The 23,607-nt window shown below is 62.2% G+C and carries 18 protein-coding genes and 2 pseudogenes; 12 read left to right on the top strand and 8 right to left on the bottom strand.

What is annotated here, in order from left to right:
- Positions 1–2 precede the first annotated feature (2 nt).
- The 4 genes from cyoB to hmpA all read right to left on the bottom strand — a co-directional run bounded on the left by cyoB (position 3) and on the right by hmpA (position 5,819).
- Positions 3–2,021 (bottom strand): cytochrome o ubiquinol oxidase subunit I, encoded by a 2,019-nt coding sequence (gene cyoB / locus F6S12_RS07300; RefSeq protein WP_011063286.1) that lies wholly within the window; start codon positions 2,019–2,021, stop codon positions 3–5.
- 3 nt (positions 2,022–2,024) lie between these two features.
- On the bottom strand, positions 2,025–2,969 hold the full coding sequence (gene cyoA, locus F6S12_RS07295; protein WP_011063287.1) for a ubiquinol oxidase subunit II: 945 nt from the start codon (positions 2,967–2,969) through the stop codon (positions 2,025–2,027).
- A 795-nt stretch (positions 2,970–3,764) separates the two neighbouring features.
- On the bottom strand, positions 3,765–4,274 hold the full coding sequence (locus F6S12_RS07285) for a disulfide bond formation protein B (RefSeq protein ID WP_011063288.1): 510 nt from the start codon (positions 4,272–4,274) through the stop codon (positions 3,765–3,767).
- 363 nt (positions 4,275–4,637) lie between these two features.
- Positions 4,638–5,819, bottom strand: coding sequence for an NO-inducible flavohemoprotein (gene hmpA / locus F6S12_RS07280; protein WP_011063289.1), 1,182 nt, complete (start codon positions 5,817–5,819; stop codon positions 4,638–4,640).
- A 156-nt stretch (positions 5,820–5,975) separates the two neighbouring features.
- On the opposite strand from hmpA, the gene norR reads away from it, so the two are divergent.
- The 5 genes from norR (at position 5,976) to F6S12_RS07255 (ending at position 10,359) form a co-directional block, all read left to right on the top strand.
- Complete coding sequence (gene norR / locus F6S12_RS07275; RefSeq protein ID WP_015636917.1) at positions 5,976–7,532, top strand: nitric oxide reductase transcriptional regulator NorR; 1,557 nt, start codon at positions 5,976–5,978, stop codon at positions 7,530–7,532.
- Positions 7,533–7,709: 177 nt separating this feature from the next.
- Positions 7,710–8,612: a chemotaxis protein gene (locus tag F6S12_RS07270; RefSeq protein WP_011063291.1), complete on the top strand. Its 903-nt coding sequence runs from the start codon at positions 7,710–7,712 to the stop codon at positions 8,610–8,612.
- Positions 8,613–8,615: 3 nt separating this feature from the next.
- Positions 8,616–9,095 carry a GNAT family N-acetyltransferase gene (locus tag F6S12_RS07265; RefSeq protein WP_015636918.1) on the top strand — a complete coding sequence of 160 codons (480 nt, stop codon included), beginning with the start codon at positions 8,616–8,618 and terminating at the stop codon, positions 9,093–9,095.
- 96 nt (positions 9,096–9,191) lie between these two features.
- Positions 9,192–9,518: a hypothetical protein gene (locus F6S12_RS07260; RefSeq protein WP_015636919.1), complete on the top strand. Its 327-nt coding sequence runs from the start codon at positions 9,192–9,194 to the stop codon at positions 9,516–9,518.
- Positions 9,519–9,609: 91 nt separating this feature from the next.
- Positions 9,610–10,359 carry a YkgJ family cysteine cluster protein gene (locus F6S12_RS07255; RefSeq protein ID WP_019093700.1) on the top strand — a complete coding sequence of 250 codons (750 nt, stop codon included), beginning with the start codon at positions 9,610–9,612 and terminating at the stop codon, positions 10,357–10,359.
- Positions 10,360–10,390: 31 nt separating this feature from the next.
- On the opposite strand, the pseudogene F6S12_RS33760 reads toward F6S12_RS07255, so the two are convergent.
- The 3 genes and pseudogenes from F6S12_RS33760 to F6S12_RS07245 all read right to left on the bottom strand — a co-directional run.
- Positions 10,391–11,377: pseudogene (locus tag F6S12_RS33760) on the bottom strand (methyl-accepting chemotaxis protein); the annotation flags it as partial.
- A gap of 315 nt (positions 11,378–11,692) precedes the next feature.
- A pseudogene (locus tag F6S12_RS33755) lies at positions 11,693–11,974 on the bottom strand (PAS domain-containing protein); the annotation flags it as partial.
- 158 nt (positions 11,975–12,132) lie between these two features.
- Positions 12,133–12,378 (bottom strand): hypothetical protein, encoded by a 246-nt coding sequence (locus F6S12_RS07245; RefSeq protein ID WP_011063296.1) that lies wholly within the window; start codon positions 12,376–12,378, stop codon positions 12,133–12,135.
- Between the two features lie 213 nt (positions 12,379–12,591).
- Between F6S12_RS07245 and F6S12_RS07240 the strand changes: the two genes are divergently transcribed.
- The 7 genes from F6S12_RS07240 (at position 12,592) to F6S12_RS07210 (ending at position 22,532) form a co-directional block, all read left to right on the top strand.
- Positions 12,592–13,752, top strand: a complete 1,161-nt coding sequence (locus F6S12_RS07240) for an efflux RND transporter periplasmic adaptor subunit (protein ID WP_015636921.1) — start codon at positions 12,592–12,594, stop codon at positions 13,750–13,752.
- Positions 13,749–16,844 carry a multidrug efflux RND transporter permease subunit gene (locus F6S12_RS07235; protein WP_315868807.1) on the top strand — a complete coding sequence of 1,032 codons (3,096 nt, stop codon included), beginning with the start codon at positions 13,749–13,751 and terminating at the stop codon, positions 16,842–16,844. The genes F6S12_RS07240 and F6S12_RS07235 overlap by 4 nt, the downstream gene beginning before the upstream one ends.
- 8 nt (positions 16,845–16,852) lie before the next feature.
- A complete protein-coding gene (locus F6S12_RS07230; RefSeq protein ID WP_011063299.1) occupies positions 16,853–17,530 on the top strand; it encodes a heavy metal response regulator transcription factor in 678 nt (225 codons plus the stop codon).
- Positions 17,520–18,884, top strand: a complete 1,365-nt coding sequence (locus F6S12_RS07225) for a heavy metal sensor histidine kinase (protein ID WP_011063300.1) — start codon at positions 17,520–17,522, stop codon at positions 18,882–18,884. Before F6S12_RS07230 ends, F6S12_RS07225 begins: the two co-directional genes overlap by 11 nt.
- 244 nt (positions 18,885–19,128) lie before the next feature.
- Entirely contained in the window at positions 19,129–19,353 is a 225-nt protein-coding gene (locus F6S12_RS07220; protein ID WP_011063301.1) for a hypothetical protein, read from the top strand.
- A 190-nt stretch (positions 19,354–19,543) separates the two neighbouring features.
- Positions 19,544–20,869: an OprD family porin gene (locus F6S12_RS07215; protein ID WP_315868806.1), complete on the top strand. Its 1,326-nt coding sequence runs from the start codon at positions 19,544–19,546 to the stop codon at positions 20,867–20,869.
- 139 nt (positions 20,870–21,008) lie between these two features.
- Positions 21,009–22,532, top strand: a complete 1,524-nt coding sequence (locus tag F6S12_RS07210; RefSeq protein WP_011063303.1) for a diguanylate cyclase — start codon at positions 21,009–21,011, stop codon at positions 22,530–22,532.
- Between the two features lie 68 nt (positions 22,533–22,600).
- Here F6S12_RS07210 and lpxC read toward each other — a convergent pair whose 3' ends face one another.
- Positions 22,601–23,512: a UDP-3-O-acyl-N-acetylglucosamine deacetylase gene (gene lpxC / locus F6S12_RS07205; protein WP_011063304.1), complete on the bottom strand. Its 912-nt coding sequence runs from the start codon at positions 23,510–23,512 to the stop codon at positions 22,601–22,603.
- Between the last annotated feature and the right edge of the window lie 95 nt (positions 23,513–23,607).

Below are 23,607 nucleotides of genomic sequence, written 5' to 3'. Positions count from 1 at the left end.
GATTAAGCCTGTTCCAACGAGGTTTCAACACGGGTAGCCGGGATCTTGTTCTCCGATACCAGACGCTTGTGCTGTTCGGCTTCGATGCGCTCGATCGTTTCGACCGGCACCATGTAGCCTTGATCATCACGGGCAGCGTGGATCGCGAAATAGATCACGGTGCCGGCCAGGCTTGCGATGGCCAGCCACCAGATGTGCCAGATCATGGCGAAACCGAACACGGTCAGCAGAGCACCCATGACCAGACCGGTAGCGGTGTTGTTGGGCATGTGGATCGGCTGGTAGCGGCCAGGCTGCGCGTAGGCAGTGCCGTTTTCCTTGGCTTCGGTGAACGGATCGATGCCTTCGGCTTTCGGCAGTACCGCGAAGTTGTAGAACGGAGGTGGCGACGAGGTCGACCATTCCAGGGTGTGGGCGTTCCAAGGGTCGCCGGATACACACATGTTCTGCTTGCGGTCACGCACGCTGACGTACAGCTGGATCAGCTGGCAGGCGATACCCACGGCGATCATCACCGCACCTACCATGGCGACGTACAGGTACGGCACCCACTCAGGGTTGGTGGTGGCGTTCAGACGACGGGTCATGCCCATGAAGCCCAGTGCATAGAGCGGCATGAACGCGACGAAGAAGCCGGAGATCCAGAACCAGAACGCAGCCTTGCCCCAACCTTCATGCAGCTTGAAGCCGAAGGCTTTCGGGAAGTAGAAGCTGAAGCCGGCGATGTAGCCGAATACCGCGCCGCCGATGATCACGTTGTGGAAGTGAGCGATCACGAACAGGCTGTTGTGCAGAACGAAGTCGGCACCCGGAATGGCCAGCAGTACGCCAGTCATGCCGCCGATGGCGAAGGTCACCATGAAGCCCAGGGTCCACAGAACCTGGCTGGTGATGCGCAGACGGCCGTGGTAGATGGTGAACAGCCAGTTGAACAGCTTCACCCCCGTCGGAATCGAGATCAGCATCGTCGCCAGGCCGAAGAAGGCGTTGACGCTGGCCCCCGAACCCATGGTGAAGAAGTGGTGCAGCCAGACCATGAAGCCCAGTACCGAGATCGCGCCGGAAGCGTAGATCATCGAATGGTGGCCGAACAGGCGCTTGCCGGAGAAGGTCGAGATCACTTCGGAGAAGATACCGAACGCCGGCAGGATCAGGATGTACACCTCGGGGTGACCCCAGGCCCAGAACAGGTTCACGTACATCATTGGATTGCCACCAAGTTCATTGGTGAAAATGTGGAAATCCATGTAACGGTCAAGCGTCAGCAGTGCCAGGGTAGCGGTGAGGATCGGGAACGAAGCCACGATCAGCACGTTGGCCCAGGTGCAGGTCCAAGTGAAGATCGGCATGTCCATCATCTTCATGCCCGGGGTACGCATTTTCAGCACGGTGGCCAGGAAGTTGACCCCCGTCAGCGTTGTCCCCAGCCCTGATAGCTGTAGCGCCCAGATGTAGTAGTCCACACCCACGCCCGGACTGTATTGCAAGCCCGACAGCGGCGGATAGGCAACCCAGCCGGTCTTGGCGAATTCGCCAACGCCCAGGGACAGGTTGATCAGCACCACGCCCGAAACCAGCAGCCAGAAGCTCAGGGAGTTGAGGAACGGATAGGCCACGTCACGCGCGCCGATCTGCAGCGGCACGACAAGGTTCATCAGGCCGGTGAAGAATGGCATCGCCATGAAGATGATCATGATCACACCGTGAGCGGTGAAGATCTGGTCATAGTGTTCAGGTGGCAGGTAGCCAGGCGAACCCTCGGTGGCCATGGCCAGCTGGGTACGCATCATGATGGCGTCGGCAAAACCACGCAGCAGCATGACCATGGCGACGATGATGTACATCACACCGATTTTCTTGTGGTCGACGGACGTCAGCCACTCGGTCCACAGGTAGGTCCACTTCTTGAAGTAGGTGATTGCCGCGAACAGCGCCACGCCACCGAGCAGAATCATGGCAACGGTGACCATGACAATCGGCTCGTGGAACGGAATCGCTTCCAGACTTAATTTACCAAACATCGTTTACTCCTCTGCCCCGGCAGCTGAATGCGAACTCACGTCCATCCCTTCCGTTGCGGCCACTTCCTTTTCTTTCTTCTCGTGCTTGAGCGGCTTGCCCGGTTTCATGCCTTCATACTTGTCGATGACGGTCTGGAACAGGTTTGGCGCGTAGGCGGAGTAGAGCTCTACAGGATTGTTCTGGCTTGGCTTGGAAAGGGCTTCGTATTCAGCGGTGTCCAGCTGTTTAGGTGCCTTCTTGACTTCGTTTACCCAGGCGTCGAAATCTTCCTGACTGGTAGCGATCGCTTTGAACTTCATGCCGGTGAAACCCGCGCCGCTGTAGTTGGCGGAGATACCTTCAAGTTCGGTGTTCTGGTTGGCAATCAGGTGCAGCTTGGTGGTCATGCCCGCCATCGCGTAGATCTGGCCGCCCAGGCCCGGGATGAAGAACGAGTTCATCACGGTGTCGGAGGTCACGCGGAAGTTCACCGGGGTATGGGCCGGGAAAACGATCTTGTTGACGGTGGCGATCCCTTGGTCGGGATAGATGAACAGCCACTTCCAGTCCATGGCGACCACTTCGATGGTCACTGGCTTGACGTCGGAATCCAGCGGACGGTAAGGGTCCAGGGCGTGGGTCGACTTGTAGGTGACATAACCCAGGGCAATGATGATGAGCACCGGAACCAGCCACACCGCGATCTCGATCTTGGTGGAGTGGGACCACTTCGGCGCGTAGGTCGCGTCCTTGTTGGAGGCGCGGTATTTCCAGGCGAAGGCGAAGGTCATGATGATGACCGGCACAACCACCAGCAGCATCAGGATGGTTGCCGTGATGATCAGGTTTCGTTCATCCAGACCGACCTGACCCTTGGGATCGAGCAAGGTCCACTTGCAGCCTCCCAGCATTAACATGCCGAGCAGCGGCAATAAGCCTAGTAATCTGGGGTACCTGTTTTTACTCATCTCACGACCTCTAAAGCAGCTTGCGCAATGCAGTTGGGTTTTGATCGCCAACACTTCACCCTGCCAAGGGTTGGCATTTTTCTTCAATTGAATAAGGGCCTGCCCGTTGCGTTAAGCGCTCAACGACACATCCCGGGCTAGCAGTGGTTCTTATTCGATCTCGTGGTCAAAGGCCTTGTTACAGACCAATTCCATTTGGTGCGGAAGTTTGGAAGGCGCCGACACCCGCAGTCGCATGGAGCGCTCTATCCGCCCCTCGACCGTCCTCGTGTGCTCAGGGTTGAGCAGCGTCGGAAATTCAGTGCGGGCGATTGTAGATATGTCGCGTTTTATAAACCATGTCTTATCCCGAAATAATTTTTATCCCATGGCGCAACAATCCCTCATGATTGTTGCGAAGGATCGCAATCATAGCGATTTTCATTTGCAACAAAAAGCCCCAAAAAGGACCTGAAACACCCCCCTTCCAGGACTCTCGATCCCCCCTGAGGGCCGCCTTCCATCAGGCTTCACCCCTTGTAAAACGGGCGCTGTGAAGATTTGTATCGATAGCAGGCTATGGTTCTCGGCCGACAGGCTCGCGTACACAAACTGACAGGCTCTCATTGAACCAGCGCGCCAGAATGCAGTCTGTTGCAGCGACTCAACCGCCCCTCTGCGACCGCGGCACTGTGACAACATGTCGCACTTTTGCCGCACCTGCGCTTGCCGCAAATCACGGACTTTTCAGGTGCCGAATGAACGGCACAAAAAAGCCCCGGCCCCCATCGGAAGGCCGGGGCTTTTACGAGTGAATCAGTAGGTTTTCTTGCGATTGCGTACCACACCCAGAGGCACCAGGATCACCGTCAGCACGAACGCCACCAGCGCCCACTGGGCCAGGGACAGACCGAGGATCGGCGGGTACGGCGTGGAGCAGAAACCGTCCACCTGAAAGCCCAGGGGGAAGATCTTGGCCAACGGCAGGCTGTCGACAATCGGCTGCAGTACATCGATGCCACAGCTCACCGAGGGGTAGAACTGGGTGTACACATGGTGCCCCGCCACGCCCGCGCCGGCGAGGGCGCAGATGACCACCAGGGTTTCCATGACCGTGACCCCACGTCGCGAACTCATGGCCGCGCCGATGAAGGCAAACAGTGCAATCAGCAGCAAGGCATAACGCTGCAGGATGCACAGCGGGCACGGCGCCTCGCCCAGCACCACCTGCATGTACAGGGCTCCGCCGATCAGTGCCAGGCAGATAATCCCCAGCAGCACCAGGAAACGCCGCTCGCGTCCCAAACCCAGTCTGTCGTCACTCATCCCTATTCCTTTTTCTGTTGTGTTCAGCCTGCCCCCGAGACCCGAGGCGGCAGACCGAGATTGTCTTCGATGAACCCGTCGATCGCGTGCAGGCCAATACTCGCAGAGGCACACCCGGCTGCCGGGAAGTCTACACGTTGAACATGACCTTTGAATGCAGGGACGTACAGCGCCACTGCAACGCGGCTTCGGGCGCTTTGCCAGTTGCGGACAATAGCGACAAGCAGGTTAAGAGTGGATTAACCGCCATACCAAATACGCCGAGAATAAAGGCGGTTTCGGGAAAATCAGCGAATGCCGGAGCGACATGAAACGAAGGGGAGAGAGAAAAGGCCGGCGCCCGTGGGGAGCCGGCCGGGGTGGTTATTCCAGGGCCGCTGCCGGACCGAAGAACTCATAGCGGCTCTGCTGCTCGGGAATGCCCAGGGCCTGCAGGTGGCGCTTGATCGCGGCCATGAAACCCTTGGGCCCGAGGAAGTAGGCGTCCAGGTCGCGTTGCTCCGGCAGCCACTCGGCCAGTTGCTCGCGGGTCAGCATGCCCAGCTTGTCCGCCGCCGGGCTGACACCGTCATCCTCGGCGTAGCAATAGAAGCGCTTGAGCTGTGGATACCGCTGGGCCAGTTCATCGACCCAGTTGCGAAAGGCATGCACCTGGCCGTTGCGGGCGCAGTGGATGAAATGCACCGGACGCTCGGTGGCCAGCGCCGCCTCCAGCATCGGCAGGGTTGGAGTGATGCCCACCCCGCCGCTGATCAGCACCAGCGGTTTGTCGCTGGCCGCCAGGGTGAACTCCCCCGCAGGAGGGAACAGCATGACGCTGGTGCCCACCGGGCATTGGTCATGCAGGTAGTTGGAGGCCACGCCGCCGGTTTCGCGCTTGACGCTGATGCGGTACTGGCCCTGGTTGGAAAGTGCCGAAAGGGAGTAGTTACGACGGATTTCCTCGCCCCCTATAAAGAGCTGCAAACCGATGTACTGCCCCGGTTCAGCGGCGAGGATCGGCCCCTGGTCCAGCGGTTCGAAATAAAAGGAGGTGATTTCCGCGCTTTCTTCCACCTTCTGCACCAGCCGGAACTCACGGGCACCGCGCCAGCCGCCGGGCGCCTGGGCTTTCTCGTCGTAGATCGCCGCCTCGGCGCCGATCAGGATATCCGCCAGCTGGTTATAGGCGGCGGCCCAGGCATCGATCACTTCCTGGGTGGCGATCTCGCTGCCCAGCACTTCGGAAATGGCCCGCAGCAGGCAACCGCCAACGATGGGGTAATGTTCCGGAAGGATCTGCAAGGCGACGTGCTTGTTGATGATCTTGGCCACCAGGTCCCCCAACTGGTCCAGTTGGTCGATGTGCCGGGCATACATCAGAACACCATTGGCCAAGGCCCGGGGCTGATCGCCGCTGGCCTGATGCGCCTGGTTGAACAGTGGCCGCACTTGCGGGTACTCGGAGAGCATCATCCGGTAGAAGTGGGTAATCAGGGCTTCGCCGCCGCTTTCGAGCAGGGGCACAGTGGCTTTGATAATGGCACGATCTTGAACGCTTAGCATAAGGACAACTCCTGGACTTTATGACTGCTTGCAGGTTTCCTATGCCTAATCAGTTTTCGTGCCAAAAATAAATACGTTAAATATCAACAAGTTAAAATAAATATAGTCATAAAGACACTCTGTCTTTTATAGTCATTAAGACACCACGGAGTCATTATGACTGCAAAATCCCTGCTCACCGCCCTGCTTCCCCTGGTCACCGACCTGTCCCGCGAACTGCCCGAAGGCGAGCGCTATCGCCGCCTGCTGGAAGCTCTGCGCGCCCTGCTGCCCTGCGATGCCACCGCACTGCTACGCCTGGATGGCGAGTGGCTGGTGCCCCTGGCGGTCAACGGCTTGAGCACCGACACCCTGGGCCGCCGTTTCAAGGTCAGCGAGCATCCGCGCTTCGCCGCCCTGCTCAGCAGCCCGGGCCCGACCCGCTTTGCCAGCGACAGCGACTTGCCCGACCCCTACGACGGCCTGGTGGAAGGGCTCGATGATCACCTGGAAGTGCATGACTGCATGGGCTGCCCGCTGTTCGTCGACGAGCGCCCCTGGGGCCTGCTGACCCTCGATGCCCTGGACCCGCAGCGCTTCGAACCCATTGAGCTGGATGCCCTGCAAGCCTTCGCCAGCCTCGCCGCCGCAACGGTCAGCGCCGCCCAGCGCATCGAACGCCTGGCCCAGCGCGCCGAAAACGAGCACCAGCGGGCCGAGGTCTATCGCCAGGCCAGTGGGCAGAACCGCGAGATGATCGGCCAGAGCAAGGCCCACAAACGCTTGCTGGAGGAAATCAAGCTGGTGGGCGGCAGCGACCTGACGGTGCTGATCACCGGAGAAACCGGCGTCGGCAAGGAACTGGTCGCCCAGGCTATCCACGCGGCTTCGCCCCGGGCCGAGCAGCCGATCATCAGCCTCAACTGCGCGGCCCTGCCCGACACCCTGGTGGAGAGCGAGCTGTTCGGCCACGTGCGCGGCGCCTTCACCGGGGCCACCCAGGATCGCCGGGGAAAATTCGAACTGGCCAATGGCGGCACGCTGTTTCTCGATGAAGTGGGCGAGTTGTCGCTGACCGTGCAGGCCAAACTGCTGCGGGTGCTGCAAAGCGGCCAACTGCAACGCCTGGGGTCGGACCAGGAGCATCGGGTCGACGTGCGCCTGATTGCCGCCACCAACCGCGATCTGGCGGAAGAAGTGCGCAACGGCCGCTATCGTGCCGACTTCTACCACCGTCTCAGCGTCTACCCCCTGCGGGTGCCGGCACTGCGCGAGCGCGGCCGCGATGTGCTGCTGCTCAGTGGCTACTTCCTGGAACAGAACCGCTCGCGCATGGGCCTGGGCAGCCTGCGCCTGAGCGTTGAGGCGCAACAGGCGCTGCTGGCCTACCACTGGCCGGGCAACGTTCGCGAGCTGGAGCACTTGATCGGGCGCAGCGCTCTGAAAGCGCTGGGCAACCACCCCGAGCGACCGAAGATCCTCAGCCTGGACGCCGGCGATCTGGACCTGCCCCGGGCCAGCGAAAGAACCAGCGCCCCCGTCGAGCCTGCTGTTGCAACCCAGGCCATGCCTGCCGTAGCCGGCGACCTGCGCCAGGCCACCGACCACTACCAGCGCCAACTGATCAGCAGTTGCCTGGAGCGGCACCAGCACAACTGGGCCAGCGCCGCCCGTGAGCTAGGCTTGGACAGGGCCAACCTGAGCCGCCTGGCCAAGCGCCTGGGCCTGCGGTAAACGCCAGCGCCGACAAAGCGCCCCGCCCCTCTGCAGGAGCCGGCTTGCCGGCCAGGGTCGCGCCGCCGACGGAAAGCGGGAACACCGCTAAAGCCAGCCCTGAACACGTCGATAACCCGTTATCAATGGTTGTCCGTGGCCCGTGCCACGAGCCAATTTTCTCCAGAGAAGGTTTTTATGTCCTCCAACAAAGCCCGCGCAGATTCGCTATCGCTTCTGCTGTTTACCTTGCGCAGCGGCAAGCTGATGGCAATCAACCTGCTTAAAGTCAGTGAAATCATTCCCTGCCCGCCGCTGACCAAGCTGCCCGAATCCCACCCCCACGTGAAAGGCATCGCCACCCTGCGGGGCAACTCGCTGTCGGTGATCGACCTCAGCCGGGCCATCGGCGAGCGGCCCCTGGCCGACCCCGACAGCGGCTGCCTGATCGTCACTGACGTCAGCCGCTCCAAACAGGGCCTGCACGTGCAGGCCGTGAGCAAGATCGTGCATTGCCTGACCACCGATATCCGTCCACCGCCCTTCGGTTCCGGCGGCTTGCGGTCCTACATCACTGGGGTGACCCAAGTGGACGGCACCCTGGTGCAGGTACTGGATATCGAGAAAGTGATCCATGGCATCGCCCCGGCCCAGATCGAGATGGCGCCCACCGAGCTGAGCATGGAAGACGCCGAAGCCCTGGGCAACGCGCGGATCCTGGTGGTGGACGACAGCCAGGTGGCACTGCAGCAATCGGTACACACCTTGCGCAACCTCGGCCTGCAATGCCACACCGCCCGCAGCGCCAAGGAAGCCATCGACTGCCTGCTGGAACTGCAAGGCACGGCCAACGAGATCAACCTGATTGTCTCGGACATCGAGATGTCGGAGATGGACGGCTACGCCCTGACCCGCACCCTGCGGGAAACCCCGGACTTCGCCCATCTCTACGTGCTGCTGCACACCTCCCTGGACAGCGCCATGAACAGCGAGAAAGCCCGTGTGGCCGGTGCCAACGCCGTGCTCACCAAGTTTTCCTCGCCAGAACTGACCCGCTGCCTGATCGACGCAGCCAAGACCATTGCCACCCAGGGCGCCTGAAGCATGAGCCAGATCCACTGTTTGTTGATGCGCCGCGATCTCACTGCCCCTTTGGCAGCGCCGCAGTGGCCTGCCGGCATCACTGTGCACAACTACAGCCCCGAGCATGCGCAGGCTGTGCATCAGTTGATGCATCTGGGCTACCAGGACGGTGGCGGCGACGTCCCGGTGCTGGACAGCTGGCGCCAGGCCTTCGAGAGCGATGCCGAATACGACCCCGAACTGTGCCTGGTGGCCCGGGATGCCGAAGGTGTGATCGGCGTCGCCCAGTGCTGGACCAGCGCCTACATCAAGGACCTGGTGGTACACCCCCGAGCGCGCGGCCAGGGCCTGGGGCGCGCCTTGCTGCAGCAAGCCTTCATCCTGTTCGCCGAACGCCGGGAAGGCTGCGTCGATCTGCGGGTACTGGAAGGCAACCTGGGGGCCCGGCGCCTCTACGAAAGCGTAGGCATGTACATCGTGCGTCACGAAACCCTCGACTGATCCGCCGGTCACTATCCTGTAGCCGCCGCCTAAGGCTGCGAACGGCCGGATCAGCCCCGGCGATCCCAAAGCCCCTGCGCCCCAAGGAGCCGCCCCATGAACGCCAAGACTCTGTGCCTGCTCTGCCTGGCCACCCTCACCGGCCAGGCCAGCGCCTCCAGCGACGATGCCTGGGCCGCCCTGGAGCAGGCCATCCGAATCAGCTGTACCCAGGCCAGCGGCCTGCAAAACCCCAAACCCGTGGGAACCATCGCGCAATTTCCCGACCAGGTCGGCGTCAGCGCCCTGTTGCTGCAAGGCCGCTACCCGCAGAAACACATGCGCGGCCAATCGGGCATCGAACTGTGCCTGTACAACAGGCAGACCGGCCAGGCTGCGGTCAGCGAGTGGGACTCGATCCGGCCGGCCCTCAAGGCCCGGTGAATGGCGCATAACTTGCTTCGGCATAGCCCCGGGTAGCGTCCATGACGGTTTTCCCACCTGACTCCTGCTGATCCACAAGGCGCTTCGTGCAATGAACACTCAGTTTTCCTGCGTCGGCTGCGGCAAATGCTGCAACGATCACCACGTGCCCCTGACCCTGCTGGAAGCCCGCGACTGGGCGGCCGACGGCGGCCAGGTGATCATTCTGGTGGAAGCCTTCCTCGGCAATGGCCTGGGGCTGCCGATGCAGCAGCGCGAGCACGCCGAACGCCGTTCCTGCCGGGTCCGCAGTGGCGCCACCGAAGCCTATGTGGCGATCACCTTCGCCGCCTACAACGTCGGCCCCTGCCGGAATCTTGACGAAGACCAGCTGTGCCGCATCTACCAGCGCCGGCCACTGGTGTGCCGCATCTACCCCATGGAAATCAATCCGCACATTCCCCTCAACCCGCAGGCCAAGGAATGCCCGCCGGAATCCTGGGAACAGGGCCCGCAACTGATTCTGGGGAATGAACTGGTGGATCAGGAGCTGGCCGAGCTGATCCGCCGCTCGCGCCAGGCCGACCGTGACGACATCCACACCAAGGAAGCCATTTGCGCCTTGCTGGGCATTCGCACCACAGCGCTCAAGGGCGACGGTTTCACCGCTTACCTGCCGGACATGGGCGCCCTGGCTAACGCCATCGACCAGGTCCAGGCTGCACCACCCGGAGCACCGGGCCAGCCCTGGCGCTTTCACCTGTCCGGAGACGATATCGCCGATCAGGTCCAGGCCGCCGGTGCCCAGGTGGTCAGTGAAACGCCTCTGGACTACGCCTTCATTTCCCTGCGCGCCGCCTGAGCCGCGGACAACGGCGGGGCGGCGAACAGCCCTAGCCGCGCTTGTGCCAGAACTCCAGGGCCAGTTGCCGCAAGTCCCCCGCCAGCCCGGCCACGTCGCCTGAGTTGACGTGGCTGAGCTGGCCGGCACTGACGGTCGCCTCACAGGCATTGCGAATGCCGATGATGTTGCGGTTGATGTCCTCGCTGACTGCGCTCTGCTCTTCCACCGCTGCGGCAATCTGCAAGCTCATCTCGGTAATCTGGTTGACCCGCTGGCTGATGCCGTCCAGGGCCACCGCCGCGCGCTTGGCCTGGTCGACACTGCTCTCCAGGTGCTGGCTGCTGTGCTGCATGGCCTCCACCGCATTGCGCGCGCCCATTTGCAGGGTGCTGATCATGCGCTGGATCTCGTTGGTGGAATCCTGGGTGCGCTGGGCCAGCCCGCGCACTTCATCGGCGACCACGGCAAAACCCCGGCCCTGCTCCCCGGCCCGCGCCGCCTCGATTGCCGCATTCAGGGCCAGCAGGTTGGTCTGCTCGGCGATGCTGCGGATCACCTCCAGCACCCCGGAAATGTCGGTGCTATGGCTTTCCAGTTGATGGATGACCTCGGTGGCCCGCTCCAGCTCGCTGGCCAGGCGCAGCACCGCACTGCGGCTTTCGCCCACCAGCAGGTGGCCCTCACGGGTTTCGCTTTCCGCCTGGTCCGCCGCCACCGAGGCCTGCTGGGCATGGGTGGCGACCTCGGCGACGCTGGCCGCCATCTGGTGAATGGCCGCCGCCACCTGATCGGTTTCCGCCTGCTGTTCCAGGGTGCTGTTGTGGCTGCTGTGCAGATGCTCCACCAGTTCCGCGGCATGCCCCTCCAGGCGCTGGGACGCATCGCCGATGCGCCCCACTACCGCGCCCACCTGGGCTTCGAGCATCTGCAGGGCGAACTCGATGCGCCCGAACTCGTCGGTACGGCCGGTATAGATGCCCTGGCTCAAGGGGTTGTCACCGATCTGCCGGGCGCGCTCGGCCAATCGACCCAGTGGACGCGCTTGCACGCCGACCGCCGTCAGGCTCAGGCACCACCCCATGGCCATCACGGCCCCCTGGACCATCCAGGATTCGGGCAGCAGCCACACTGAAACGCCGTAGCTGCCGATGAAGCCGGCGCTGATGGAGGCCCAGAGACGCAACCGCAGGCTGATCACCGGCAACAGGCTCCACCACGAGGGGCCGGCACCGTTGAGCTGGGCATAGGCCCGCTCCGCCGCCTCGATCTGACGGACGCTGGGTTTGGTGCGCACCGACTGGTATTCCACCGCCTGGCCATCGCGGGTCACGGGCGTGACATAGGCACTGACCCAATAGTGATCGCCGTTCTTGCAACGGTTCTTCACCATGCCCATCCACGAACGGCCGCGCTTGAGGGTGCGCCACATGTGGGCGAAGGCCGCGGAGGGCATGTCCGGGTGGCGCAACAGGTTATGCGGCGCGCCCAGCAACTCCTCACGGCTGTAGCCACTGATCTTGATGAAATCAGGGTTGGCGTAGGTGATCGCGCTAGTCAGATCAGTGGTCGAAAGGATATTCGCATCAGGGGCAAAGTCCACGTTTCGCCCAGTAACCGGAAGGTTGATCTTCATGGATAGCGCGCTCGTATGTGTTGGGTGGAGTCGGCAGGGCTGCTGACTCTAAGCGCACTGATGCCACAAATACTGATCCAGCTCAGGTTTAAAGCAATTAGCCATCATTGCGATTAAAAAAGCGCAAATCGGGATTTTTTCTGCGAATGTCGGCGATATCAGCGTTTGCCCATGGAGCGACGAGTGCCGGGAGGCGCTGCGCCGGGGGTCTTGGTGTGTCCGTTGCTGGCACCATTTTTGTACCAGGGCTGCTGGGCATTCTTGGCAGGAGCAAACTCGGAAGGCTTGAAGGGAAACTTGAACGCCGGGATCGCCGCTGTGCTCGGGGTGTCGGTAGCGGTTGCGTCAGCGGCCGGGTCGACGTTCAGGGCGTCATCCGCAGCGGGTTGTGCAGGGGAAGTCATGGAAACTCCAGGAGAGAAAGGAAATCCGCGCCGGGGTGCAGGCCGCAGTGGGCGCCAGTATACCTGTGCGCCAGCCATCTTTGATCGGGGCCCACCGGGAGTTTTCTGACAGCGCTGACAGCTGGCCGTCACGGTGCTGACCGGGTTGTCGGGCTATAACTGTGCCCAGATCATGGCCATCCTTCCGACATCATTGCCCGGCGCTCTCTCCCCATGCCCATTGCCAAGAAAACAGTCGTGACCGCAGCGGTACTCGTGATGCTCATCGCCGGCCTCGCGTGGTTCCTGAACAAGCCCGCCACCGCCAGGCTGGCCGCGCCCACGGCCATTCCGGTACGGGTGGTCAGCGTGCACCAGCAGGATGTGCCGCGTTACGCCAGCGGCATCGGCACGGTACTGTCGCTGCACAGCGTGGTGATTCGCCCACAGGTGGATGGCATCCTGACCCGGCTGCTGGTCAAGGAGGGGCAACTGGTCAAGACCGGCGACCTGCTGGCGACCATCGATGATCGTTCGATACGCGCCAACCTCGATCAGGCCCGGGCCCAGCTGGCGCAGAACCAGGCCCAGTTGCAGGTGGCCCAGATCAACCTCAAGCGCTACAAGCTGCTGTCGGTGGATGACGGCATCTCGAAGCAGACCTATGACCAGCAAGTGGCCCTGGTCAATCAGCTCAACGCCACGGCCCAGGGTAACCAGGCTGCCATTGATGCCGCTCAGGTACAGCTTTCCTACACTCAGATCCGCTCTCCCGTCAGCGGCCGGGTGGGGATTCGTACCGTTGATGAAGGCAACTTCCTACGCATGAGCGATACCCAGGGCCTGTTCTCGGTAACCCAGATCGACCCGATTGCCGTGGAGTTTTCCCTGCCCCAGCAAATGCTGCCAACCCTGCAGCAACTGATCCGCGCCCAGGACCCGGCGGCGGTCAAGGCCTTCCTCGGCGCTGACAGCAACAGCGCCGGGGCCCTGCTGGGCAACGGCCACCTGACCCTGATCGACAACCAGATCAACGCCGGGACCGGCACCATCCGCGCCAAGGCGGAGTTCAGCAACGCCCAGCAGCAGCTGTGGCCCGGGCAACTGGTGACGGTGAAAATCCAGACCGCCCTGGACCAGAACGCCCTCACCGTACCGCCGACCGTGGTCCAGCGCGGCCTGGACCAGCACTTCGTGTACCGGGTCAAGGGCCAGCAGGTGGAAGTCGTGCCGGTGCAGGTGGTGTATCAGGACAGCGGGTTGAACATCATCTCCGGGGTCCAGGCTGGCGATGTGCTGGTCAGTGACGGCCAGTCGCGGCTCAAGCCCGGCTCCCAGGTCCAGGTACTGAGCGATCCACCCCAGGTGGTACAGGCGACGGAGCCCCAGCCATGAAGGGCCATGGCTCGGTGTCCGCCTGGTGCGTCGACCATCCGGTTGCCACCGTCCTGCTGACCTTCGCCCTGGTACTGTTGGGCGCCATTGCCTTCCCGCGCCTGCCGGTGGCGCCGCTGCCAGAGGCCGAGTTCCCGACCATCCAGGTGTCCGCCGCCCTGCCCGGTGCCAGCCCGGACACCATGGCCTCTTCCGTGGCCACGCCCCTGGAGGTGCAATTCAGCGCCATTCCCGGCATGACCCAGATGACCTCCAGCAGCGCCCTGGGCTCGTCCTTGCTGACCCTGCAATTCACCTTGAACAAGAGCATCGACACCGCCGCCCAGGAAGTGCAGGCGGCGATCAACACCGCCGCTGGCAAGTTGCCCAAGGACATGCCCACCCTGCCCACCTGGAAGAAGGTCAACCCGGCGGACAGCCCGGTGCTGATCCTCAGCATCAGTTCGACGCAGATGCCCGGCACCGAGCTCAGTGACTACGCGGAAACCCTGCTGGCCCGACAGATCAGCCAGATCGACGGGGTCGGCCAGATCAACATCACCGGCCAGCAGCGCCCGGCGATCCGGGTCCAGGCTTCGGCGGACAAACTGGCGGCCATCGGCCTGACCCTGGCCGACATCCGCCTGGCGATCCAGCAGACCAGCCTCAACCTGGCCAAGGGTGCACTGTATGGCGAGTCGAGCATCTCCACCCTGTCCACCAACGACCAGTTGTTCCATCCCGAGGAATACGGCCAGTTGATCGTTTCCTACAAGGACGGTGCCCCCGTGCACCTGCAGGATGTGGCGCGGGTAGTCAACGGTTCGGAAGATGCCTACGTCCAGGCCTGGTCCGGCGACCAACCGGGGGTCAACCTGGTGATCTCGCGCCAGCCCGGGGCCAATATCGTCGAGACCGTGGACCGCATCCAGGCTGCCCTGCCAGGCCTGGAGGCCATGCTCCCGGCCTCGGTGCAGGTCAAGGTGCTGGTGGACCGGACCCAGACCATCCGCGCCTCATTGCACGAAGTGGAGATCACCCTGCTGATCGCCGTGCTGCTGGTGGTGGCGGTGATGGCGCTGTTCCTGCGCCAGTGGTCCGCGACCCTGATCGTCTCCGCGGTGCTGGGCGTGTCCCTGACCGCCAGTTTCGCCTTGATGTACGTGCTGGGCTTCAGCCTGAACAACCTGACCCTGGTGGCCATTGTCGTGGCCGTGGGCTTTGTGGTGGATGACGCCATCGTCGTGGTGGAGAACATCCACCGCCACCTGGAAGCCGGCGACGGCATGCGCGCGGCGGCAATCAAGGGCGCCGGCGAGATCGGCTTCACCGTGGTCTCCATCAGCTTCTCCCTGGTGGCGGCGTTCATTCCCCTGCTGTTCATGGGCGGCGTGGTGGGCCGGCTGTTCAAGGAGTTCGCCCTGACCGCCACTTCCACCATCATGATTTCGGTGGTGGTCTCGCTGACCCTGGCCCCCACCCTGGCGGCCCTGTTCATGCGCGCGCCGGTGCACCCGGCCCATGCCAAGCCGGGCTTCGGCGAGCGCCTGCTGGCGGTCTACGAGCGCGGCCTGCGCAAGGCCCTGGCCCACCAGAAACTGATGCTGGGGATCTTCGGCCTGACCCTGAGCATGGCCATTGCCGGCTATATCCTGATCCCCAAGGGCTTCTTCCCCGTGCAGGACACCGGCTTCGTGCTCGGTACTACCGAAGCTGCGGCGGACATTTCCTACCCGGACATGGTGAAAAAGCACCAGGCGCTGGCCGAGATCGTCACCGCCGACCCGGCAGTGCAGGCCTTCTCCCACTCCGTGGGGGTCTCGGGCAGCAACCAGACCATCGCCAACGGCCGCTTCTGGATTTCCCTCAAGAACCGTGGCGACCGGGACGTGTCTGCCAGTGCCTTCATCGACCGCATCCGCCCGCAACTGATGAAGGTGCCCGGCATTGTCCTGTACCTGCGGGCCGGCCAGGACATCAACCTCAGCTCTGGTCCCAGCCGCGCCCAGTACCAGTACGTACTGAAAAGCAACGACGGCCCGACCCTGAGCACCTGGACCCAGCGCCTGACGGAAAAGCTGCGCAGCAACCCGGCCTTCCGTGACATCTCCAACGACCTGCAACTGGGCGGCAGCATCACCCACATCCAGATCGATCGCACGGCTGCCGCGCGTTTCGGCCTTACCGCCAGCGATGTCGACGAGGCACTGTACGACGCCTTCGGCCAGCGCCAGATCAACGAGTTCCAGACCGAGATCAACCAGTACAACGTGATCCTTGAACTCGACACCCAGCAACGGGGCAAGGCCGAGAGCCTCAACTACTTCTACCTGCGCTCGCCGCTGACCGGAGAAATGGTCCCGCTCTCTGCCCTGGCGCGCTTCGATGCGCCCACCATCGGCCCGCTGTCGATTGCCCACGACGGCATGTTCCCGGCGGCCAACCTGTCCTTCAACCTGGCCCCCGGCGTGGCCCTGGGCGATGCGGTCATCCTGCTCAACCAGGCCAAGAGCGAGATCGGCATGCCAACGGCCATCAGCGGCAATTTCCAGGGCGCGGCCCAGGCCTTCCAGAGCTCGCTGGCCAGCCAGCCGTACCTGATCCTGGCGGCGCTGGTGGCGGTGTACATCATTCTCGGGGTGCTGTACGAAAGCTTCGTGCATCCCTTGACCATCATTTCCACCCTGCCCTCGGCCGGGCTGGGCGCCTTGCTGATGCTCTGGCTGTGCGGCCAGGACTTTTCCATCATGGCGCTGATCGGCCTGGTGCTGCTGATCGGCATCGTCAAGAAGAACGGCATCCTGATGATCGACTTTGCCCTGGAAGCCCAGCGCCACGGCGGCCTGCCTCCCGAGGAGGCGATCTACCAGGCCTGCATCACCCGCTTCCGGCCGATCATCATGACCACCCTGGCCGCCCTGCTCGGTGCCCTGCCGCTGATGCTCGGCTACGGCGCCGGCGCCGAACTGCGCCAGCCCCTGGGGATTGCCGTGGTGGGCGGCCTGCTGGTCAGCCAGGCCCTGACGCTGTTCACCACGCCGGTCATATACTTGTGGCTTGAGCGGCTGTTCCACCGGCCCCAGCCGGCCCTGTTGCCGGCCACCACTACCTGAGGCGGGTCATGCGCGTTCTGATTATCGAAGACGAAGAAAAAACGGCCGATTACCTGCACCGCGGGTTGACCGAGCAAGGCTACACCGTCGACCTGGCCCGGGACGGCGTCGAAGGCCTGCACATGGCTCTGGAGGGCGACTATGCCGTGATAGTGCTGGATGTGATGCTGCCCGGCCTGGATGGCTTTGGCGTATTGCGAGCACTGCGTGCGCGCAAGCAGACCCCGGTGATCATGCTCACCGCCCGCGAACGCGTGGAAGACCGCATCAAGGGCCTGCGCGATGGCGCCGACGACTACCTGGGCAAGCCCTTCTCCTTCCTTGAACTGGTGGCCCGCCTGCAAGCGCTGACCCGTCGCAGCGGTGGGCATGAGCCGGTGCAGATCAGCATCGCCGACCTGTGGATCGACCTGATCAGCCGCAAGGCAAGCCGTGCCGGCAGCCGCCTGGACCTGACCGCCAAGGAGTTTTCCCTGCTCAGCGTGCTGGCCCGGCGCCAGGGCGAGATCCTGTCCAAGACCGCCATCGCTGAAATGGTCTGGGACATCAATTTCGACAGCGACGCGAATGTCGTCGAAGTGGCGATCAAGCGCCTGCGGGCCAAGCTCGACGGCCCCTTCGAACAGAAACTGCTGCACACCATCCGTGGCATGGGCTATGTGCTGGAGAGCCGCGGTGCCGAGTAACTCCATCGCCCTGCGCCTGAGCGGGCTGTTCACTCTGGTGGCGCTGCTGATCTTCCTGCTGATTGGCGGGGCCCTCTACCAGCAGGTGGACAAGGGCCTGGGGCTGCTCCCGGAAGCCGAACTGGATGCGCGCTACAGCGTGCTGGAGTCGGCCCTGACCCGCTACGGCAACCCCGAGCACTGGGCCAAGATCAACGCCAAGCTCAAGCTGCTGAGCGAGGAAGACAAGCGCATCCGCTTCTGGGCCATCAGCGGCGACCCCGGCTATGAATACGGCAGCCCCGACGCGCAGATCCGCGAATTCGCCCAAGGCCCCCTGGGCATGCGTGACCTGAACCTGAGCGATCACCCCTATCCGCTGAAAGTCCTGGTCAGCCAGCTGCCGGCCAAGGAACAGCGCCCGACCCTGCGCTTTCTGATCGCCATCGACACCGACACCTTCCACCAGACCCAGCATCAGTTGCTGATGGCCCTGATCGGCCTGGCCATTGTCGGCGTGCTGCTGGCCTCGGCCCTGGGCTACTGGGTGGCGCGGATCGGCCTCAAGCCGCTGATCAAGCTCTCCCAGGAAGCCCAGCGCCTGGCACCGCCACGGCTGTCCGGGCGCCTGCAATTGTCGCCACTGCCGCCGGAACTGAAGCAGTTCGTCAATTCCTTCAACTCCACGTTGGAACGGGTCGAACACGCCTACTCGCGCCTGGAGTCGTTCAACGCCGATGTGGCCCACGAACTGCGCTCGCCCCTGACCAACCTGATCGGCCAGACCCAGGTCGCCCTGACCCGGGGGCGCTCGGCGGAGCATTACTTCGAGGTACTGCAATCGAACCTCGAAGAGCTGGAGCGGCTGCGTTCGATCATCAACGACATGCTGTTCCTGGCCAGTGCCGACCAGGGCAGCAAGGCCACCAAGCTCACCACCAGTTCCCTGGCGGCGGAAGTGGCAACGACCCTGGACTACCTGGACTTCATCCTCGAAGACGCCCAGGTCAGGGTCGAGGTCCAGGGCGATGCCCAGGTGCGGATCGAGGTTGCCCACCTGCGCCGGGCCCTGATCAACCTGCTGAGCAACGCGGTGCAGCACACCGCAGCCGGGGAAGTGATCCAGGTGCGGATCGAGGTCCAGGAACACCAGGTGGCGATCGCCGTCAGCAACCCGGGGCAGGACATTGCCAGTGAACACCTGCCACGGCTGTTCGAGCGTTTCTACCGGGTGGATGCCTCGCGCAGCAACAGCGGTGCCAATCACGGCCTGGGGCTGGCCATCGTCAAGGCCATCGCCCTGATGCATGGCGGCGATGTGTTCGTGCGCAGTGACCGGGGCATCAATACCTTCGGCCTGTACCTGCCTCTCTGACTCGGAACTCTCGGATTCTCGGATTCTCGGATTCTCGGATTCTCGGATTCTGTAGGAGCCGGTTTGCCGGCGAAGGCGTCAACACATCCGGCGCAAGGCGATAGGGCGCGTTCGCTGGCAAGCCAGCTCCTACTATTGTTTTTTTTGTAACAGTCCTTATCCTGTTCGGCTCTTTTTCCAACAGCCACGTGGTTATATTTTTGTCGCACCGAATTGAACTTGCTCTGCAAGAAGGTCTTCAGAAATGTCCAACAGTATGGGTATCGCCAGCGCGTTTGTTTTGTCTTCCCTGTTCGTGGCACCAATGGCCATGGCCGAAGAATCCCAGGGATTCGTGGCAAGAAATGCCGCACGCGCCGCCGCTTTCGAACAAGCCCAGATCGCCCAGGCAGCCCAGCAGCAAAACACTCAGCAAGCCCAGAAGATCACTGCCGAGCAAAGCAAGAGCGACACTCAGAAAGACAGTTGATCCTAGCTTTCGACTTGTTTCCCTCGACAACTTCTCTGCTTTCAACCCGGGAGTAAGTTGTCTTAAAGCCGCTGAGTTCAGCGGCTTTTTTTTGCCGTATGGAAACCCTCGGCACACTCGTCATACCCAGAACAAGAAACACCCGAATTCACAATAAGAAGCCATTGTCGTTCACCAAAGGAGCTAAACGTTGTTCAAGACCTCACTAAAGATCAGCCCCCTGTTCATTGCAATCGCCGCAACGATCCCGACACTCGGGCAAGCCGCCGAAGAAACGAAGGCCGAGGGTTTTGTCGAGGGTTCAAGCCTCAAGCTCAACGCCCGCAACTACTACATGAACCGCAACCGCCTGCAGCAGAACAAAGACAACATCGAATGGGGCCAGGGTTTTCTCGGCGTCTTCGAGTCGGGCTACACCCAGGGCACCGTGGGTTTCGGCCTTGATGCCAACGCCATGCTCGGCCTCAAGCTGGACGGTGGTGGCGGCACCACCAAGTCGAGCATCCTGCCTATCAGCGACGATGGCCGGCACAAGGCACCCGGCTCGTTCTCCACCGCCGGCGCCACCTTGAAAATGCGGGCCTTCGATACCGAGCTCAAGGCTGGCGACCTGTTCCTCAACAACCCGGTGATCGCCGGTGGCATGAGCCGCATGCTGCCCCAGACCTTCCGCGGCGTGAGCCTGACCAACCACAGCTTCGACGGCTGGTTGATCGAGGGCGGCCAGGCCAGCTTCACCAAGCCGTACAACCAGAGTGGACACAAACGCATCGGTACTTCCTACGGCAGCCTGCGCGAGGGCGACGAGAGCCTGCACCTGAACTGGGCCGGCATGGCCTGGAGCGGCGTGCCAGGGCTGACCAGCAGCCTCTACGCGTCCGAACTCAAGGACATCTGGAACCAGTACTACTACGACCTGGACTACACCTACGCGGTCAACGAACTGGTCAGCCTCAACCCGGGCCTGCACTTCTATCACACTCAGGACACCGGCCAGGCGCTGCTGGGCAACATCGACAACAACACCTACAGCCTGCACTTCACCGTCGGCGTGGGTAACCACAGCGTCACCGCGGCCTATCAGCGGGTCAACGGCAACACACCGTTCGACTACATCGCCCAGGGCGACAGCATCTACCTGGACAACTCCCAGCAGTATTCGGACTTCAACGGCCCCAACGAGCGTTCGTGGAAGCTCAAGTACGCCTATGACTTTGCCGGTCTCGGCCTGCCGGGCCTGACTTCGGCGCTGTCCTACTCGCGCGGCGAGCTGGACCTGACCAAGGTCGATCCGGCCAGCCGCGGCTATGCCAGCTGGTACAGCGCCGACGGCAAGAACGCCAAGCACTGGGAGCGCGACCTGGACCTCAAGTACGTGGTGCAGGGCGGCAGCGCCAAGGACCTCGCCGTACGCCTGCAGTGGGCCACCAACCGTGGCGGCAACGGCTACGGCGCGCTGGACAACGACACCGACGAATACCGGGTGATCGTCGACTACCCGATCAACGTCTTCTAAGCCACTCAAACAAAAAGACCAGCATGTTTTGCTGGTCTTTTTTTTATCGGAGATTTATACAAGCGCGCAGGCGTGACCGATTTCTGTAGCCCACGTCCACACTAGACTCAAAACTGTCGACGCAGCAGAAATCAAAATCATGAACGTGAGTAGTGCGACACCCCGCACAGGGAAGATCGCGTCAAATACCGAGCGCCTGCTGATCCTCTCCAGCTCGCTGATCGTTGTAGCCATTCTCGGCATCGTCACCTACCTGTTGATCCGCGAACACGCCGCTGCCGAACAGGCTGCCACACGTGCCGCCAACAACATCGTGCAACTGATCGACGCCGATGTATTGCGCAACGTCGAGCTCTACGACCTGTCTCTCAAGGGACTGATCAGTGCCGCGCAACGTGACGATCTGAAGGATGTTTCGGCGTCCATACGTCACCTGGCGCTGTTCGACCGGGCCACCGCAGCGCCCTACAAGGGCGACATCCTGCTGCTGGACAGGCACGGCGACGTGCTGGCCGACTCGGCCTCGGTCGTGCCGCGCACGGGCAACTACGCCGATCGCGAGTACTTTCGATCGCACATCGACAATCCGGACCCGAGGATGATGATCAGCCCGCCGTTCCGCGCGCGCACCGCCGATCACGACTGGCGGATCAGCTTCAGCCGCCGGCTCAGCGACGAGCATGGCCAGTTCATCGGGGTGGCCGAAGCGGCCATGCGCCTGAGCTACTTCAACGAGCTGTTCAGAAATCTGGATATCGGTCGCAACGGTACGATCAACCTGGTGAGCCGCGACGGCGTTCTGCTGGCCCAGCAACCGCCGCTGGCAGACGACCTGATAGGCAAGAACTTCAGCAGCCGCCCCAACTTCGTCCGCATTCTGCGTGAAGGCAACGGCAGCTTCAGCAGCGTCTCCAGCGTTGATCAGAAGCAACGGCTGTACACCTTTTCCCAGGTCGGCGATCTGCCCCTGATCGTGATTGTCGCGCTGTCCATCGACGAGGTCTTCGGAGCCTGGCAACGCACCGCGGTGCTGATCAGCGGCGCCACTGGCGCCCTCTGCATCGCCCTGTTCTGGCTGACCTGGCAGTTGTGCCGCGAACTGCGGCGCCGGCAGAGCGCCGAGCAGGAACTGGCGCGCCTGGCAGCCGTCGATGCCCTCACCGGCCTGGCCAATCGCCGTACCCTGGACCAGGTGCTGGGCAACGAATGGTCGCGGGCTCGGCGCGCCAACCTGCCGTTGTCGCTATTGATGGTCGATGTCGATCACTTCAAATCCTTCAACGACCGCTTCGGCCATCCGCTGGGGGACCAGGCCTTGCGTGCGGTGGCACAGAGCATTGGCGCCTGCGTCGGGCGCCCATCGGACTTGGCGGCGCGCTATGGCGGCGAGGAGTTTGCGGTCATCCTGCCAGGTACCGACAGTGCCGGCGCCGCCGTACTCGCCGAGAAGATCCGCACCAGCATCGCCGCCTTGCCGGCCATCAGCGAACACGCCGCGCCGCTGACCGTGAGCATTGGCATCAACACCTGGTCGGGTAACGCCGATATCGGTCTTGAACAATGGGTGAGCGACGCCGACAAGGCGCTGTATCAGGCCAAGTACAGCGGGCGCAACCGGGTGGTTTCCAACATGTCCCAGGGCGGCTCCAAGCGCGGCGCTTGAAACCGCAGGCATAAAAAAAGGCCATCCGGGGGGATGGCCTTCAAAAACAAAAGGAAAGAGAGAGTGACTTACACGGCCGCAACCGGACGCATGTAAGAGATCGGTGCAGTGCTGGCATCTTCGAAGGTCACGACTTCCCAGGCATCTTTCTGCTCAATCAACTTGCGCAGTAGCTGGTTGTTCAGTGCATGGCCCGACTTGAAGCCTTTGAACTCACCTATCAGGCTGTTGCCCAGCAGGTAGAGGTCGCCAATTGCATCCAGGATCTTGTGCTTGACGAATTCGTCTTCGTAGCGAAGACCGTCTTCATTCAGTACGCCATCCGAATCGACCACAATTGCGTTTTCCACGCTGCCGCCGAGTGCGAGGTTGTGCTTGCGCAGGTACTCGATATCACTCATGAAACCAAAGGTACGGGCGCGGCTGACTTCTTTTACAAACGAAGTACTGGAGAAGTCCACGCTTGCACTCTGGGTGCGGTCACGGAAAACCGGGTGATCGAAATCGATCTCGAAGCTCACTTTAAAACCATCGAAAGGCACGAAAGTGGCGCGCTTGTCGCCGTCTTCCACGGTCACTTCACGAAGGATGCGGATGAACTTTTTAGCTGCGTCCTGTTCTTCGAGGCCAGCAGATTGAATCAGGAATACGAAGGGTCCGGCACTGCCATCCATGATCGGGACTTCAGACGCGGAGAGCTCGACGTAGGCGTTATCGATGCCCAGGCCAGCCATGGCCGAGAGCAAGTGCTCCACCGTGTCCACTTTGACGTCACCGTTGACCAGAGTGGTCGACATCGTGGTTTCGCCAACATTTTCCGCGCGAGCAGGAATCTGCACCACAGGGTCCAGGTCGGCACGACAAAACACAATGCCGGTGTCGACAGGCGCAGGCTTGAGGGTCAGGTATACCTTCTCCCCGGAATGCAGGCCTACACCTGTGGCACGGATAATATTCTTCAGGGTGCGTTGTTTAATCATGGCTTGGGCCGCTTCAGCGCAAATTGCGAACTGGTATCAACAAAGGCTGGCGATAATAGCAGACCATGCCTTTGCTGAACACCAATCACCCTAAT

Origin of the sequence: Pseudomonas sp. JV245A, assembly GCF_032424515.1 — a bacterium.
Classification (GTDB): Bacteria; Pseudomonadota; Gammaproteobacteria; order Pseudomonadales; family Pseudomonadaceae; genus Aquipseudomonas; species Aquipseudomonas protegens.
This window is presented reverse-complemented; position numbering and strand designations above follow the sequence as displayed.